The 16078-nt window shown below is 68.4% G+C and carries 10 protein-coding genes and 3 pseudogenes; 3 read left to right on the forward strand and 10 right to left on the reverse strand.

Going from position 1 to position 16078, the window contains the following annotated elements:
* Positions 1 to 62: 62 nt before the first annotated feature.
* Positions 63 to 771: pseudogene (locus tag ABD951_RS00260) on the reverse strand (IS5 family transposase); the annotation flags it as partial.
* Between the two features lie 82 nt (positions 772 to 853).
* Here ABD951_RS00260 and ABD951_RS00265 point away from each other — a divergent pair.
* Both ABD951_RS00265 and ABD951_RS00270 read left to right on the forward strand, forming a co-directional pair.
* Entirely contained in the window at positions 854 to 1381 is a 528-nt protein-coding gene (locus tag ABD951_RS00265; RefSeq protein WP_345340878.1) for a hypothetical protein, read from the forward strand.
* Between the two features lie 239 nt (positions 1382 to 1620).
* Positions 1621 to 4909, forward strand: a pseudogene (locus ABD951_RS00270) (protein kinase domain-containing protein).
* 418 nt (positions 4910 to 5327) lie between these two features.
* Here the strand turns inward: ABD951_RS00270 and ABD951_RS00275 are convergent.
* The 3 genes from ABD951_RS00275 to ABD951_RS00285 form a co-directional block, all read right to left on the reverse strand.
* Positions 5328 to 6080 (reverse strand): cysteine--tRNA ligase, encoded by a 753-nt coding sequence (locus tag ABD951_RS00275; protein ID WP_345340880.1) that lies wholly within the window; start codon positions 6078 to 6080, stop codon positions 5328 to 5330.
* Between the two features lie 52 nt (positions 6081 to 6132).
* Positions 6133 to 6456 (reverse strand): thioesterase family protein, encoded by a 324-nt coding sequence (locus ABD951_RS28595; RefSeq protein WP_425569745.1) that lies wholly within the window; start codon positions 6454 to 6456, stop codon positions 6133 to 6135.
* Between the two features lie 555 nt (positions 6457 to 7011).
* Entirely contained in the window at positions 7012 to 9003 is a 1992-nt protein-coding gene (locus ABD951_RS00285; protein WP_345340884.1) for a cutinase family protein, read from the reverse strand.
* A 212-nt stretch (positions 9004 to 9215) separates the two neighbouring features.
* Between ABD951_RS00285 and ABD951_RS00290 the strand changes: the two genes are divergently transcribed.
* On the forward strand, positions 9216 to 9449 hold the full coding sequence (locus ABD951_RS00290) for a hypothetical protein (RefSeq protein WP_345340886.1): 234 nt from the start codon (positions 9216 to 9218) through the stop codon (positions 9447 to 9449).
* A gap of 82 nt (positions 9450 to 9531) precedes the next feature.
* Here ABD951_RS00290 and ABD951_RS00295 read toward each other — a convergent pair whose 3' ends face one another.
* The 6 genes and pseudogenes from ABD951_RS00295 to ABD951_RS00320 form a co-directional block, all read right to left on the reverse strand.
* Positions 9532 to 10641 (reverse strand): DUF2637 domain-containing protein, encoded by a 1110-nt coding sequence (locus tag ABD951_RS00295; protein WP_345340888.1) that lies wholly within the window; start codon positions 10639 to 10641, stop codon positions 9532 to 9534.
* Between the two features lie 897 nt (positions 10642 to 11538).
* A pseudogene (locus ABD951_RS00300) lies at positions 11539 to 11973 on the reverse strand (ATP-binding protein); the annotation flags it as partial.
* A gap of 139 nt (positions 11974 to 12112) precedes the next feature.
* The gene (locus ABD951_RS00305; RefSeq protein WP_345340890.1) at positions 12113 to 13174 is read right to left on the reverse strand and encodes an IS110 family RNA-guided transposase; all 1062 of its coding nucleotides are present in this window, start codon (positions 13172 to 13174) and stop codon (positions 12113 to 12115) included.
* A gap of 110 nt (positions 13175 to 13284) precedes the next feature.
* Entirely contained in the window at positions 13285 to 13911 is a 627-nt protein-coding gene (locus ABD951_RS00310) for an ATP-binding protein (protein WP_345340892.1), read from the reverse strand.
* The gene (istA, locus tag ABD951_RS00315) at positions 13911 to 15161 is read right to left on the reverse strand and encodes an IS21 family transposase (RefSeq protein WP_425569746.1); all 1251 of its coding nucleotides are present in this window, start codon (positions 15159 to 15161) and stop codon (positions 13911 to 13913) included. Before istA ends, ABD951_RS00310 begins: the two co-directional genes overlap by 1 nt.
* 154 nt (positions 15162 to 15315) lie before the next feature.
* A complete protein-coding gene (locus ABD951_RS00320; protein WP_345340895.1) occupies positions 15316 to 15837 on the reverse strand; it encodes a hypothetical protein in 522 nt (173 codons plus the stop codon).
* Positions 15838 to 16078: the final 241 nt, after the last annotated feature.

A 16078-nucleotide genomic window follows, 5' to 3' on the forward strand; every position in this document is an offset into this window, starting at 1 on the left:
CCGTGAGTGCGGATTTGAGCAGTTCCCGCATCCGTGCTTGCCGGTCCGCGACCGCGGCGGCGAGCGCTAGTGCGGTCCACGACCAAGCGGACCTTGCCGAGACGGGAACCGTGGTCGGTACCGCGTCTGGCGAGCATCGGTGTGATCCCTTTCCTGAGGAGCAGGTTCCGGTGCCTGTCGCAGTCGTAGTTGTAGCCGCGGTCGGCGAACAACCTGCGAGGCCTGCTCCGGGGACGACCACGATGGCCACGAATCCGAGGAACCGCCTCGACGAGCGGGATCAGTTGGGTGACATCGTGGCGGTTTCCGCCGGTCAGCGACTCCGCAATCGGGGCCGTGCCGGTCGACGATCCCATGATGCTTGCTTCCGGCACGGGCGCAGTCGACCGGCGACTGCCGGTGTGATCCCCCTTTGAGGGCTCGCACGTGCGAGCCGTCGACCGTGACGTCGTCCATTTCGATCAGGCCGGCGGCCCGCAGTTCCGTGAGCAGCTTCTCGTGCAGTTTCGGCCACACCCCGGCCTCGGTCCACTCCCGCAACCTGCGCCCACAGGTCACGCCGCTGCACCCGATCTTCTCCGCGGGCACATCGCGCGAGGCGACGCCTGTGCGCAGGACGAACACCACACCGGCGAGAGTGACACGATCGTCGACCGGCTTTTGCCCGGGGAACCGGTACCGACGGGCAGGGCGAGGCGGCAGCAGCGGAGCTACCCGCTCCCACAGATCGTCCGGAACAGGATCCTCAGACGCCGTCCGTACGGTGCCCAAAACTCCCGCGGTACGCCATCTGCCACGCCGAACTCATTCTGAAACGGTCAGTTATCAAGAGGAGGAACACGACCGCGGCGGCATGTCGCATGCCGCCGCGGTCGTGTTCCACGGCCAGAGCGGCATGTGGTCGCGTCTGGCGTACGCGCCGACGTTGTACAGATCCGCGACGTCGTCGTCCTCGGCATCGCCGCGCAACCGCCTGAGGCCGGACCGCACCGTCCATCCGGTCCGTTTCCTCGCTCCGGCACCCCGGACAGCGGAATCCACTGGCAGGAAGGTACATTGCGAAAACATCATCAGTAATGATCATTCGGTCACGTTCGTGATCGAGGCGCGCGACGACACCCCCGCCGCGGAGATCGATCGCCTCGCCGAAGCGGAGTGGGATCGCCGGTTCGCGACCAGCGGCCACGCTGGGCGGGTGCGCATCCCCCGGCCGATCGCGGCCATCCCGCACCCGAATACCGAACGCGTCGTCCTACACACCTACGAAGGCGTCATGTGGGATTCACCCTCTCCGCTTCCGGGCGATCCCACACGAGCCGAGCCCTTCACCCGGGGTGTCCGGCGCCGCGCGGAGACGCAGGCAGGGTTGGTGACGCGGTAGGCGCACAGCTGCCGTAGTGCTCGACGACGAGCCCCCGGCTGGGGCAGCCTCCCAGCTGACCGGTGAAGAGGACCCGAGGACCATTTCGATCTCAAGCGGCCTGTGTTGGCTTTCGCTGGGATTCGGGGAATTCGGGGAATTCTGTCCGTACCCGAAGCGGCGATATCCTGAACGGGCATCGCCCGAGTTGTGGGCATGTCCGCGCGGGGTGCCGTGGGGCGGGAGAGAGCACGTACCTGATGACCGACGCCGATCCGCTTCGAACCGAGCGTGACGTGGCCGCCGTGGTCGTGGGCGAGCTGGGTGCGGCCGGGTTCGACGGCGCGGAGGAGATCGGGCGCGGCGGTTTCGGGGTCGTGTACCGCTGCAACCAAAGCGCCCTGGAGCGGACGGTGGCGGTGAAGGTGCTCACCGCCGAATGGGACGAGGAGAACCGGGAGCGGTTCCTGCGTGAGCAGCGGGCGATGGGCCGGCTGACCGGGCACCCGAACATCTCGGGGGTGCTGCAGGTGGGGACCACCGAGGGTGGTCGGCCGTATCTGGTGATGCCGTACCACCCGCAGGGCTCCCTGGACGCCCGGATCCGGGTGCACGGTCCGCTCACCCAGGAGGAGGTGCTGCGGCTGGGGGTGAAGACGGCCGGGGCGCTCGAGACGGCGCATCGGGTCGGGATCGTGCATCGGGACGTCAAACCGGCGAACATCCTGCTCACCGACTTCGGCGAACCGGCCCTGACGGATTTCGGTATCGCGCACATCACCGGCGGGTTCGAGACCGCGACCGGGACGGTCACCGGGTCCCCGGCGTTCACCGCCCCGGAGGTGCTGGGCGGGGACCCGCCGAGCACGGCCGCGGATGTGTACGGGCTCGGTGCCACGTTGTTCGCGGCGCTGACCGGGCATGCGGCGTTCGAGCGCCGCAGTGGTGAGCAGGTGGTGGCGCAGTTCCTGCGGATCACCACGCAGCCGGTGCCCGACCTGCGCGAGACCGGTGTCGACGACGAGATGGCGGCGGTGATCGAGCGCGCGATGGCCCGCGCACCGCAGGATCGGCCCGCCGCGGCGGCGTTCGGGGAACAGCTTCAAGAGCTGCAGGGGCGGAGCGGGTTCCCGGTCGACGAGATGGCGCTGCGCGCCGAATCAGCTGAGGAGCACGCCGGCGGTCCGGCGGCGCCGGTGCCGCTGACCACGGGACGCCCGCCGTCGCCGTCGGGTGCCTCGGCCGACGGTAAGGGGAATCTCCCGGTGGAGCTGTCGACGTTCGTCGGCCGCCGCAGCGAGCTGACCGAGGCGAAGCGGCTGCTGGCGGTGTCCCGGCTGGTGACGTTGACCGGGATCGGTGGGGTGGGCAAGACACGGCTGGCCTTGCGGGTCGCGGCGAACGCCGGGCGGGTGTTCGCGGACGGGGTGTGGCTGGTCGAGCTGGGAGAGTTGCACGACGGGGCGCTGCTGGCGGACGTGATCGCCGCCGCGCTGGGTGTGCGGCCCCAGTCGACGCGGCCGCTGCAGCAGGTCATGGTGGACTTCCTGGCGCCGCGGGAGCTGCTGCTGGTCCTCGACAACTGCGAACAGGTGGTCGATGCGACGGCCGAGCTGGCCGAGACGCTGCTGTCCACCTGCCCGAAACTGCGGATCCTCGCCACCAGCCGCGAGTCCCTGAACGTCGGGGGTGAGGCGGTGCTGCGGGTGCCCCCGCTGACGCTCCCCGACCCGGACCACGAACCGTCGCTGCACGGAATGCCCCGCTACGACGCGGTCACCTTGTTTGCCGAACGCGCCGAAGCAGCACTGCCGGGCTTCGAACTCACCGCCGACAACGCGGCCACCGTGGCGCAGATCTGCGCCCGCCTGGACGGGTTGCCGCTGGCGATCGAGCTCGCGGCGGCGCGGCTGCGGGTGCTCTCTCCCGGAGCAGGTCCTGGCGCGGCTGACCGACCGCTTCACGCTGCTCGCGCGTGGGAGCCGGGGCGCGCCGACCCGGCAGCAGACGCTGCGCCTGTGCATCGACTGGAGTCACGAGCTGTGCACCCCGGCCGAACAGCAGCTCTGGGCGCAGTTGTCGGTGTTCGCCGGTGTGGAACTCGACGCCGCCGAACGGGTGTGCCGATGGGACGATCTGGAACCGGGTGATCTGCTCGACGTGCTGACCTCGCTGGTCGACAAGTCCATCCTGATCCGGGAGGAGTCGGGCCCGGTGGTGCGGTTCCGGATGCTCGAAACGCTGCGCGACCACGGCCGCGAGAAGGCCCGAGAGTCCGGCGAGTTGGCGGACCTGCGGCGACGACACGCGGACTGGTATCGGCAGCTCGCGCAGGGCGCGGAGGCCGGGTGGATCGGTGCCCGGCAGCTCGACTGGATCGACCGTCTCGACCGCGAACAACCCAACCTCCGCGAGGCCCTGGAATTCGCCCTCACCGACGACACGGGAACAGACTCCGACTCCGTGCTGGCCTTCGCGGCTGCCCTGCAACCGTTCTGGTACTCGCTCGGGCGACTCGGTGAGGGACGCCGCTGGCTCGACCGCGCCCTCGCCGCCGCGTCCGGGACCGCGTCCACGGTGCACGCCAGGGCGTTGTACTGGGACTGCTCGCTGGCCGGGGCCCAGGGAGACCTCGCCGCGACGGCCGCGCTGGTCACCGAGGCCCGGGCCCTCGCCCAACAGTCCACGGACCCGGTCGTGCACGCGTACGCGGAGTTAGCCGAGGGGATGCACGAGATCTACACCGGTGACCTCGCCGCCGCGTGCGCACGATTGGAGGGGATCCATGACATGTTCGCCGCGCAGGGTGATCTCCTTGCGCAGGTCTCGGCGCTCCTCTACCTGGGATGGGCTCGCGAACTGCGACAGGACACCGCGGGCGCCCTCGACTGCTACCAGAAGGCCCTCGCGATAACCGAATCCCACGGGGAATCGGTGTCGCGGTCGTACGCACTGTGGGCCGCCGCGGTCGCCGTGTGGCGCCAGGGCGATCGCGATCGTGCGCTGCGGCTGCTGCGGCAGGGACTCGTCCTGGTCCGTCGCCGGAAGGATCCGTTCATGGCCGCGACGTGTCTTGAGGCCCTGGCCTGGATCGTCTCCGCCGAGGGCAGCGCCCGGCGCGCCGCCGTGCTGCTGGGGGCCGCGCAGGCCCTGGTCCGGGTGACCGGTGCCTCCACCGTGGTGTTCCCGAATCTTCTCGTCCATCACGAGGAGTGCGAGCGGACCACCCGCCGGGCACTCGGGCCGCGGGCGTTCGAGGCGGCACACCGCGAGGGCGGCTCGCTCGATCTCGACGCCGCCGTCGCCTACGCCCTCGGCGAGGAACCCGCGGCCGCGCCGCCCACCCCTGGCCCGTCGACGGAGCTGACCAAACGGGAACGGCATGTGGCCGACCTCGTCGCCGAGGGGCTGACCAACAAGGCGATCGCCACTCGTCTGGTCATCTCCCCACGCACCGTCGACGGCCACGTGGACCGCATTCTGACCAAGCTCGGCTTCACCTCCCGGACGCAGATAGCGGCCTGGGTCGTCGAACACCAACGGCACTGACAACGAAGACCGCACGAAAGTTGTTGTCACACAATCGATTAACAACAAAGATGAGCGGGACTATGTCTTCGTCGCTGGACAGCTCGAGTCGGCCCGGGGGAGGGGCGAGCCGGGTCCGGCGTGAGCAGCCCTCCCGGACGAACCTGCACGACAGGTGGACAGGACGCCTCGCAGCTCGCCTCGACCTGGCCGCGCTTCGGTCGAACCCCTCCGAACTGTGTCTGGTCCGACCCCGCTGTGGCCACCGTCTCCCGTCAATTCGGGATCGGTTGCCCTCGGCGGCGCCCACCTCGGCCGGGTCCGGCGCATTCGGGATGCCGACGCGTGGTCGGGCCGTACCGATGTTGCGGGAGGCGGTCACCGCCCTCGCCGCGTGCACCCGCCCGCCGGTCGACCTTCCTCAGCCTGCACCTGTGGTTCAGGAGGGCGGCACAGCAGACAGGCCGCGAACGAGGTCCAGCCCGAGCGTCCGGTCGAGGTGGACGACGGTTTCGAACTTCGCCCCGTCGGGCACCCGAGGATCGGATTCGAGGCTGCGCAGCAACGCGATGGCGCGGGCGAAGTCGAGACCCGTGTCGAGGGCACGGTGAACCGCATCCGTATACGACCGGGCGAGGGGTGCGGACGCGCACCGGGACCACGCCGCGACCGCACCACGCCATCGGCGCAGCATCCGGTCGGCGGCCTCGACGCCCTCGTCCGTCAACGTGACCGCCCGCTCGTGCCGCGTCGCGAGCAACATCAGGCGCAGCGTCGCCGGATCCGCGACCTTCCTCGGTGTCCGATCGTCTCGGACGTCGCCGACCGTGACGTGCAGGCGGTGCCCGTCACGGTCGGTGGGTGCCGGATCGGCGGCGCCGCCGACGGTGAGCGCGACCGGGCCGACCAGGGCGTCCTCGACCGCGGCCGGTGAGTCGACGATGTCGGCGGGTCGGCGGATCATCAGATCGGCGACCACGGCCGGGTCGGGTACTTCGGTCCCGACCCATGCCGTCAGCACCTGGGCGGCGTGCAGGTCCTCGAGGACGCGGCCGATGAGATCGGCCACGAGCAGCACGCGCAGCCCCTGCAGCTGTCCGGACGGAGGATGGACGGCCACCCTGGTGATCCCGCCCGGCAGGGCAGGTACCCGAACCGTGGCTCGGGTGCGGGCGTCGACCAGTTCCAGCATCGACCCAGTGTCCCTCACAACCAGGAACGGACAGGGACGGCGCCGCAGGATGTCACCCGTCCAGGCAGGCAGCAGAATCGACATAACCGCAGGCTCGCCTGCCAGGGGTGGGCGCTTTGGCGGTCACAGTCATGCCTTTGGGCGTCGCGGCGAGGTGGCCGCTCTCGACGTGGGTGCCGACTCTCCGTCGATCGTCGGTCAGGTAGGGCCGCAGCGCGGTGATACAGGTCTGTGCGACGAATCCGATCATCATCGCGGTACGGCACCATGGACGCAGTCGACAGCGAACATCGGCAAGCGCTTGTCCTGGACTCGGGACATGAGCAGTGGCAGCGCAATCTCCTTCGAATCCGAAAGGTACTGCGGTGCAACCTATTTAAGTTACCGATAATCAATATTACGGCGCACATGGAGCTGATATCGGGCGGCGCCCTCTGGCGGACCCATCTCGTCTGCGTGTTGTGTGCCCGCATGCACGCCGCCGCGGTCGATTCGGAGACCTCGACGGCGGAGTTGCGGGCCGGTCCTCCGTGCGGCAGCATCTCGGCGAGCGGTGCGGGGACCGCGAGGGTGCGCAGCTCGGCCCACCACCCGTCCGGTGCGGTGTCAGGGTCGGAGCTGTCGACCAGATCCGAGAGGGCGAGCGGCGAGGGGCCGAGCGACCGCGGGATCGCGGCCTCCTTCGAGGTGGGTGGCCGTCGTCTGTTCTCGGAGTCGGGCGCGGTCGATGTGGCCGTGCGACGGGGCGGCCGGACGGTGTCCGACGTGGTAGAGGTCCGAGTGCGGGCACAGGAACACCGCCAGCGCCTTTTTCTCCGTTGTGGCGTTTGCGCACGACCCTCGTGTCCCTGCGGCTGTGGTAGCCGCGGTGCACACACTCTCGACACCAGGTCCAGCGCTCTGGCCGGGTTGTGGGCCCGGTCCACTCGACTCATGCGGCACGTCCGATTTGGAGGTTCAGCCAGTCCGAGAGCCATTGGATCGCGTTGCGGCCGGCGTTGTCGACGACGAGGGCGTTGTAGTTGGTGTGGGCGCGGGAGGTGAAGAAGTGTGCGGCGCTGAGCCCTTCACCGACCAGTGACATCAGGTCCTCGGCGCCGTGGGACTGGGACAGCGTGGTCAGCGAGTTCGACAGCTTGGGCAGGTCGAGGGTTTCGGCCTGGGGGGCTGAGATGCTGGTCGCGAAGGTGTTCGTCTGCCGGCCCAGCAGCTCGGGCGAGGTCTTCGCGGCCTTCCCCGAGAGCATGTTTGCTGCCACGGATGCGAGGTCCAGGCCGACGGGGAGTAGTCCGGTCATCACGGCGCCGGCGCCGATAGGGTCCGGAAGTTGCCCGGGCGGGGGCAGCAGCTTCTCCACTGCGGTCCAGGAGATCTCCTGGATCTGGCCGATCAGGTTTGCCAGGCGGATGACGTCGACGTTCGCCAGGATCGAGGATACGAGCGCCGCGATCTGGGCGGTGCCGGACGGGTCGGGGATGACCGACAGCACCTGCGAGACCCACCGCATGTCCACGGCCGCGGCCATCTTCACCAGCGGCGTGAACTGGTTGTTGAGTTGGCCGGCCACCTCGTGTGCGCCGCGCGCGTCGAGCGCGGCGACCTTCTGCGGGAGCAGGGTGAGGTTGTTGAGGATTCCGGGCATGTCGAGGGAGGTGACGCCGGTGGCGACGTTCAGGACTTGGTTGACCACCACGGTCGGCTTGAGGACCGACAGCACGCTCGTGGCCGAGGTGAGAGCGTCGACGGGGGTGGTCGCGACGGGGCCGACCTGGCTGATGAGGGTGTCCGCGGCCCTCGTCAGGGTCTGCACCTCGGGGGAGGCTGCGGGGAGGCTGAGCGCGTTGTTGCCGGCGAGCGTGGTTGCGGTGTCGGCGAGTTTCGTGGCGGTGTCGAGCGCTGCGGTGAGGTCGGATTGTCCTGCGCGGGTGAGGACGTCGGAGGCGTTGTGTTCGGCGGTGCCGGCGGGTGCGGCCGCGAGGTGGCTATCCGCGGCCGGGTTCGCGGCTCCGGAGTCGAGCAGGTCGGTCAGCGGGGCGAGGGTCTTCGCGATGGATGTCGCGGTCGAGGCGACCTGGGTGATGTCGACGTTCGGTTCGGTCAGCTGGTGTCCGAGTGTGGCCATGTTCTTTGCGAGGGCGGGCAGGTCGGCGCTGGAGAAGTCGGAGGTCAGAGCGGACGCGAGTTGGCTGGTGCCGGCGGCCGTGTCGTCGGCCGTGGCGGCGCTCGGGCTCTTGCTCAGGATCGAGCCGAGCGAGCCGAGCAGGGGGCTCGAGCCCTTCTGGATCGAGCAGTACAGGTCTCCGGGATCGCAGATCGAGGCGACCCGGCCGGAGAGTTTGCCCATCCCTTGCGGGCGTGGGTCGGCGATGCCCTCGCCGGAGGTGCGTGGGCCCACGGTCGCTGAGCCCTTGGTGCCGGCGCCGGGGTCGGCGAGCAGTCCGACGGCGAGGACCCGGTCGGGGTCGATAGGGCCCTTGCCGTTGCCGATGGCCGAGGCGAGGTCGCCGGCGGCGTCGGCGCCCTGGGAGTAGCCGGTGATGGTGAACTTCGTGTTGCGGCAGTTCTCGGCGATCTGGGCGAGGACCCGTTCTGCTTTGGCGAGGGCGTCGGCCTTGCTGTCGGCGTAGGTGTGGCCGTTGTCGAAGGCCCGCGCCATGTACGGCAGCGTGTAGACCTCGACCTGTCGTCCGTGTTGGCTGGTCAACGCGTCCGCGACCGGCTTGAGCATGCCGACCGGTTGCGCTGGGTTCGCGGTCTCGCTGGTCTCCCAGGTACCGGGGATGAACAGGCTGAACGTGGCCGCGCAGTTGTTCGGAGCCGCGCTCGCGACCGCGGGAGCGTTGAGCGCGGCACCACCGCTCGCGACCGTCGCGGTGGCGATCAGCGCGACGGTGCGGCGGCCTCTCGAAGGTCTGGCGGGCATGGACACCTCGATTGCCGGTCGGGACAGGGCCCCTACGGTCACCCATTTCGGGGTTTCGCCTCAACGGGGTGTCCCTGCCACGCCTGCCGGCAGCTGTCCACGTGTCTCGTGGACTGTGCGATGCGACACCCGGCGGTGGTCCTTCGGGTGCAGAAGCCGAGGACCGCCTGGCCCGTCGAGTCGGATTGATTCACGAGATAGATTCAGCGCCAGTGGATTTCGATGCTGTCGATGAAGTCGAAGTGAAACCCGAATCGATCGTTGTAGAGGTCGAAGCCTTGTTCTGCTGGTGGTCGATAGTGCCGTCCCGGCACCTCAGCCGGTACCCCAGCGGCCGCAACGCGGCCCACTGGATCAGTTTGTCCAGCTTCGTGGGGGAGTTGGCTGGGCCGGTGATCTTCTTCTCTGGGGTGTACGAGCCGGTCGAGGTGACAACGCTCGCGTGACACCCGCCGCAGAACCGGTCGGCCGTACCTTCTAGGGTCGCCTGTTCCCTCGCTGCCGCCGCCGGGTGGTCATCGCGTGTGGTCATCTGGAGGTCGCCAGCTGTCTGGTCTTGGCGAGATCGCTGCCCGAATCCGCGTTCGTTTCCAGGTCGGGCAGCGGGGGAACCGTGAACCCGGCTGCGCGCGCGACCCGCTCCGCCTTCTGATAGCGGCGCAGCGCGGTACTGGTCGCAACCTTGCCGGTGCGCTCGGCGATCGCCGCGAATGTCAGCTTCTCTTCGATCTTCATTCGGGCGGTCGTCTTAACTTCGGGTTCCAGGTCGGCCTGGGCGATGAACGCGAGGAGGGCACCGATGGTCTGCTCCGGTCCATCCGACGCAACGGCCGCAACATCGGACGCAACGACCTCGACCGAAGCAACACCGGACGCAACATCGGGTGCAATGACCTCGCACAGCGCAAGGCCGGGTGCAACGTGGTCGATGAGGCTGGTGGGTTCGGCCGACGCGGTGACCCTGTCGGCCACCGACCCGGTGGGGTAGTCCGCCACGATTGCCTCCGCCGCTTCGCGGACCGCCGACGGTGGTGCGGTCATGTCTGCACTAGCCGACGCAACAGTCGCAACGTCCGACGTAATGCTCTCCGGCATTGCGAGATCGGTGCTGGTGATGGAGGAAATCAGTGCGCGGTGCTCGGTGTAGGCGTCACCGATGGCCTTGATCAGGAGCCCGATCCCGTGGGTCCACGCGAGGACGAGAATGGGCGGAATAACAGAGATGCCCGCCGCAAGGACCGGATTGAGGGGGCTGAACCCGAGGTCGGCGCCAGTGGCGACCTCGTGGTGAGCTTCCTCGGCGGCGCGATAGGCGTGGTAGCCGTTGCTCCAGACGCTGACGAGAATCACCGCGATCGCAAGGCTGATGAAGAACCATCGTCCACCGGCACTGCCGTCGATCTTGCTGAGCACGACGACACCGATCGTTGCACCGAAGATGGCCGTGTCGACGATGGCCGGGATGATCCACGTGAGGTCCGGCGGCAGCATGGCCATGTGGGCGAGGTCGCGCTGGACCGCGAACGACACCGCGAATGCCCCTGCGGTGATAGCGAGCGCGATGACAATGGCGAGCAACAGTGCGGTGACGAGGCCGTACAGCCTGAGCTGCGCGGCGCGGACGTTGAGGTCGGTCATTGATTGGGGTTTCCTTCCAGGGTGGTCCAGGTTGCGGAGGCCCCGCCGGGTTGCAGCCGGTGGGCCTCGTTGCTCCAGTTGATCCGCGGGGCTTCAGTGTTGCGGGTGGACCCGTAGCAGTGCAGGTAGAGGCGTTGCGTGAGTGCACGCAACCCCATATCTGCACTGATATCCCGTATGCCCCATATGGGTACCGGGTGATCGTCTGCGCTGGCGGTGCGAACGCCTCACCGTTGTCGAACTCGGTCTCTAGTCGCGCACACAGCTGGTTGATGGTGGTCCGGCTGAACTGGTGCTGGCTGGTGATGGCAGTCCGCGGGCGGGTGTGCTCGAGGGTGGCAACCATTCGTTCCTTTACGTCCTCCGATTAGGAGGATGTGGGTCGTTGCGGCCTTGCGCTTCTTGGGCTGACCGTCCGCAACGTCCGTGGTGGAGCGTTGCGCAACAGGCGCGGGCGTCGCAACGGGGTGTTGCGCCATTGCGGTTGGCTGTTGCGCTGGCGCCGGATCCGGGACGAGTTTGCATCCTGCGACTTGGCCGCTGTCGGCATGCTCTGATCTGGTCCTTCTGTGCGGCTTCAGTGACAGATAGGGGAGTGGTCATAGAGATCCGCGATGTGGGTGCGGCGCCACACCTTTGCTCGCAGTCAGCGTCCTTCCGCACACCCCATAGCGCCCGGCTACGAGCGACGGAGCCGTGCCGGCGAGCCGCATTCGATTGGGTGGCGCCCGCTATGCGGGCCTGGTTCCAACGCCGCGCTCACCGCTGCCGCGAGCCGCTGCCAGGTGCGGAACACGGGGAACACCCGAGCTCGACCGCCAGGGGAGCCCACGGTGTCAGGGACGGGCGAAAAGTAGGCCGGTGGCGGCGGTCGAAAACCAGGCCACGTGGTGGTGATTATTGTGCCGTGTTCTCGGCGCGGGCGGACGGTAATGTGTCGACGCCGGTGTCCTTGAGTCGGTAACTCGAGCCCTTGAGGGTGAGGACTTCGGCGTGGTGGACGATGCGGTCGATCATGGCTGCGGCGACGACCTGGTCGCCGAACACGTCGCCCCAGCGGGCGAACGGCAGGTTCGATGTCAGGATCAGTGAGGCGTGCTCGTAGCGGCTCGAGACCAGCTGGAAGAAGAGGTTGGCGGCGTCCTGCTCGAATGGGATGTAGCCGACCTCATCGACGATGATCAGCCCGTAGCGGCGAAGCTTGGCCAGCTCGGCCTGTAGGCGGCCGGCGGCGTGGGCGGCAGACAGGCGGGTGACCCAGTCCACAGCGGTGGCGAACGCGACCCGGTGCCCGTGCTGCGCTGCCTTGACGCCGAGTCCGATCGCCAGGATGCTTCTATGTCTGTCAAGCGGTTCGAGCTGGGTGCCTGCTCTGAAGCGATCGAGGGCAGCATGGGACGCCGCCGCACACCTCTGTTGGTGTGGTGGTCGGCGGTCGATCAGAGTCGAATCGGTTGTTGGGGTTGTCGTCTCAGGCGGTTCCGGTGCTCGACTGAGCGGTCGACTCCAGGCGCCGGTAGACCTGACGAGCGACGGCGCGTTTGAGACAACGTTTGATCTCGCGTGGGGTCTTGCCTTCGGCGGTGCGGCGGGCGGCGTAGGCCTTGGTCCGTGGGTCGTGACTGAGGCGGGAGAGCACGATGGTGTGCAGTGCCCGGTTGAGTTGCCGGTCGCCGCTGCGATTGAGGCGGTGGCGGACGGTCTGCCCGCTGCTGGCGGGGATCGGGGCGACACCGGCGAGGGCGGCGAAGGCGGCCTCGTTGCGCAACCGCCCGGCGTGCGACCAGCTGATCAGGATCTGAGCGGCGGTGACGACCCCGACCCCGGGGAGTTCCATCAGCTCGGGTGCTGCGACCGTGACGAGCTCTTCGAGCTCGGTCTCCAGATCGGCTGCCTGGGCCTCGAGAAACAGCGCCTGCCGCGCGCAGGTGCGCAACGCCCGAACGGTGCAGCGGTGTTCGACGCTGTGCTGTGGCAGGGTCCGCAGTCGTGCGCAACGGACGAGCTGGTTGTCGGTGGTGTCGCGGCGCAGCTGGTCACGCAGTTGTTCGGGGGCACCGACGATCAGGGCCTTGAGTTGACAGATCGCCTTGGTGCGGGCCGCGACGGCGCCGGCGCGGGTGGTCAACAGCACCCGCATGGCCTCGCGCTCACCACGCCGACGAGGCTGGGCGAGGTGGTCGCGAGCGAGCGCCTCACGGGCCGCGCGGACCGCGTCGAGTTCGTCGTTCTTGGCGCCGTTGCGGCGGGCTGGGCGTGCGGGGCGGTCGATCTCGACGACCCACTCCCGATGTTCGAGCAGGTAGGTGGTCAAGCCGGCGCCGAAGCTGCCTGTGCCCTCGATCGCCCACACCCGCCGCCCCGCTGCATGTTGCCGGGCGAAGGCGAGCATTCGGCGGTAACCGAACGCGTCGGAGGCCAGCTCGATCGTGGCCACCGATCCACCGGTGGGATCGACCACGGCCACGGTGTGGTGGTCGCGGTGGGTGTCGACGCCGATGACGGCATCGACGGTTCCTGACAGCATGGACATGCGGTTCTCCTCTCGTGGGACGACCGTGGACAGGCGCCGGTCCGGATGGAGGTCACCACGCGGCAGGACTGTGATGAGGCACGACGGGTGATCGTCGGCCGGGCTTCTGATCAGGCCAGCGGGAGGTGGGCCGGGCCGGCGCCGACCGGTGCAGCGACATATCCAACGCCAAGGCACACCCACTTCCGTCGGGTGGCCAATGTGTCTTTCGGGTCACCTGCACCCGCCAGCGCCGACCCTGCCAGCGACGTCGAACAGACCGTCGCAACCGGCAGGTGACACGCCAATCGTGTCGCGGTGAGCCAGGACCGCACATCTGATCTGATCGACGCGGAGCCCCGACATTCCGCCCACACGGGCGAGCACCCTACGCAAGTCTCACAGTGCGTCTTGCCGGTTCCGGGCGGCCCGAGGAGGACCACGTTGTGGCCCTGGGCCAGGAATGTTCCCGTTCCCAGGTGCGCGATCGTCTCCCGACTCAACGCCGGCTGGTGGTCGAAGTTGAATTCCTCCAGTGACTTTCGTGCCGGAAACCCTGCCGAGCGGATCCGGGTCTGCGCCCCGGACGACTCCCGGGCCGACACCTCCCGGGACAGGACCGCCGCGAGGTACTCCTCGTGGCTCCACCCGGCGTCGCGGGCCTGATCGGCCAGGCGTGCCGCGGACTGACGGATCCGGGGCGCCTTGAGGGCGTGGGCGTAGTGCTCGACCTGCTTGATCGGATCGTCGCCACCCATCACGCCACCCCCTCGTCACCGTTGCGGTGGTCGGATTCTGTTGGCGTGGTCTCGAACTCGATTCCGAACACGCGGTCATAGTCGGCGAGGTCACGCACCGGATGCCGCCCGTCGTCGACCGGTGTCCGCGCTTGTTGGAATCGGCGGCGCAGCCGCCCGGCGGTCTCGACATGAACAGGGTCGGTCAATGTCAGGCCGCGGGCCCAGAGGCGGTCGTGTTCGGCGAGGAGGCGCCCGTCGCGGGACACGGTCACGGTGTCGAGCCCGGTGGTCACGTCGACGAGATGCCCGATCGCGGACGGGTCCACCGAGTAGTCGTTGCCGTCGATCCGCACGTAGTAGTCCCGAGGCAGGCGCACCTGCGTGATGGTGTCCGTCCGTGGTGGGACCGGGGGCAGGGCGAGCATCGCGGCAGTGTCGATGCCGACCAGCTCGTCGGGACGGCCGTCGATGCGCCGCACCGTCCGGTGGTTGGCGACCGGCAGCCACTCGGTGAGCTGGTGGTTGAAGTCGTCCGGGGAGGTAAACCTGCGACCCGGTAGGAACCAGGTCTCGAGGTAGCCGTTGGCGCGTTCGACGATGCCCTTCGATTCCGGGTCATAGGGTTTGAGCTGGACCACCGTGGTCGACAGGGTGCCGACGAACGAGGTCACCGGATCGGTCAACCGGCCCCGCCGCCCGATCCCGGATTCGTTGTCCCACCACAGCTGGTGCGGCACCGCACCGAGCCCGGTCGACAGCAGCCGCCACATCCCGGCGACCAGGTCCATCGTGGTCCGCGACGGCAGCATCATCGCGGTGATGAAACGGGAGAACGCGGCGACCATCACCAGCACCGGCGGCGAACCGACCTGGTCGAAGCCGAGCGGGACCTTCACCGGCGGGAACCACAGGTCGCACTGCACGGCCTTGCCCGGATCGTGGTCGAGGCGATCCGCCGGATCCGCCGGCGCGTACTCCGGCCGGATCGCCCGGACACGTTCGCGCAGCCAGGTGATCGACCCGGTCCAACCGATGCGTTCGGCGATCACTGTCGCCGGCATCGTCGGATACGCCGACAACAGCGCCCGGATCCTCGGTTCGGCGTCGGAGATCGCCGATGCCACCGGTGGCCGCTGGTACTTCGGTGGTGTGTCGCTTGCCAGCGCGTTCGCGACCGTCTCGCGGGCGATGCCCAACCGTTTCGCGATGGCACGCTGCGACAACTTCTCACTGCGATGCAGGTGCCGGATCAGAGCCCAGTCTTCCATCGAGATCACCCATCCGATCGTGGTTGGGTGGCCTACTTTTCAACCGTCGTTTCTGGCCTGGTTTTCAACCGTCGTCGACACACGGTTTCTACAACAGAGGTCGATACCGAAGAATGCGCCATGGGAAGATGACACGTCCCCCTCGGGTGTGGGTTCAGGCGGCCAGCGCCGCGGATGCCTTCAACGCAGCCCGCTGTGCCGCGAACTGCACACGGAGTGTCCTTCGGTGTTCCGCCGAGGCGGGCTTGGCAAGGACACCTTCGGTCGCTGCGATCTGGCGGAGCCGGGCCCTCACCAGGCGATACGCCGCGGCCACCGCTGACTCGGCTGGAAGCTGGCGGCCCCGGACCTTGCACTCGGTGGGCGAGATCCCGGACCAGTCGAGTCGGCCGAGCCTGAAGGCCACCAGGCGCAGCGGTGAGGTCATCGAATCCGTCGACGGCCAGGTCCAGCCTCGCGCGACGCCGTCAAGGGTGAGTGCCCGTGCGATGTCGATGCCCGTCCACCGATCGGTGTCGATGCCAGCCTCGACCAGTAGGTCGCAGATCGAACCGATGTGCCCGCGCCGCCGACCCGTCAGATCGTCGATTCCGACGAGGCGACGCAAGGCGGGGATGCGTTCGACCAGCTCGGCAGCGGCTCGCTGAAGGCCGAGCGGTCGGATTGCGGTGGTCATGGTGAAGTTCTCGTTGCCCGCGCGCTCGCGCGCTAGGTGATCTTTCCTATCGGAAGGATCCAATGGCAAAGAACCACTAGGGGATTGGGGTGCGGAAGGTCCGGATCTGCGGGCATCCGATGGGGAGGGGTGGGGTGAGGGTGCTCTGGACGCACGGGAAGGGTGCGCTGGCGAGAAATAGTCAAATCCTGTGGATCGGGCATCAGGCGACCTTCGAAGGATACCGGCGCGTCAGGGGCGA

Source organism: Rhodococcus olei, assembly GCF_039540555.1.
Classification (GTDB): domain Bacteria; phylum Actinomycetota; class Actinomycetes; order Mycobacteriales; family Mycobacteriaceae; genus Rhodococcus_G; species Rhodococcus_G olei.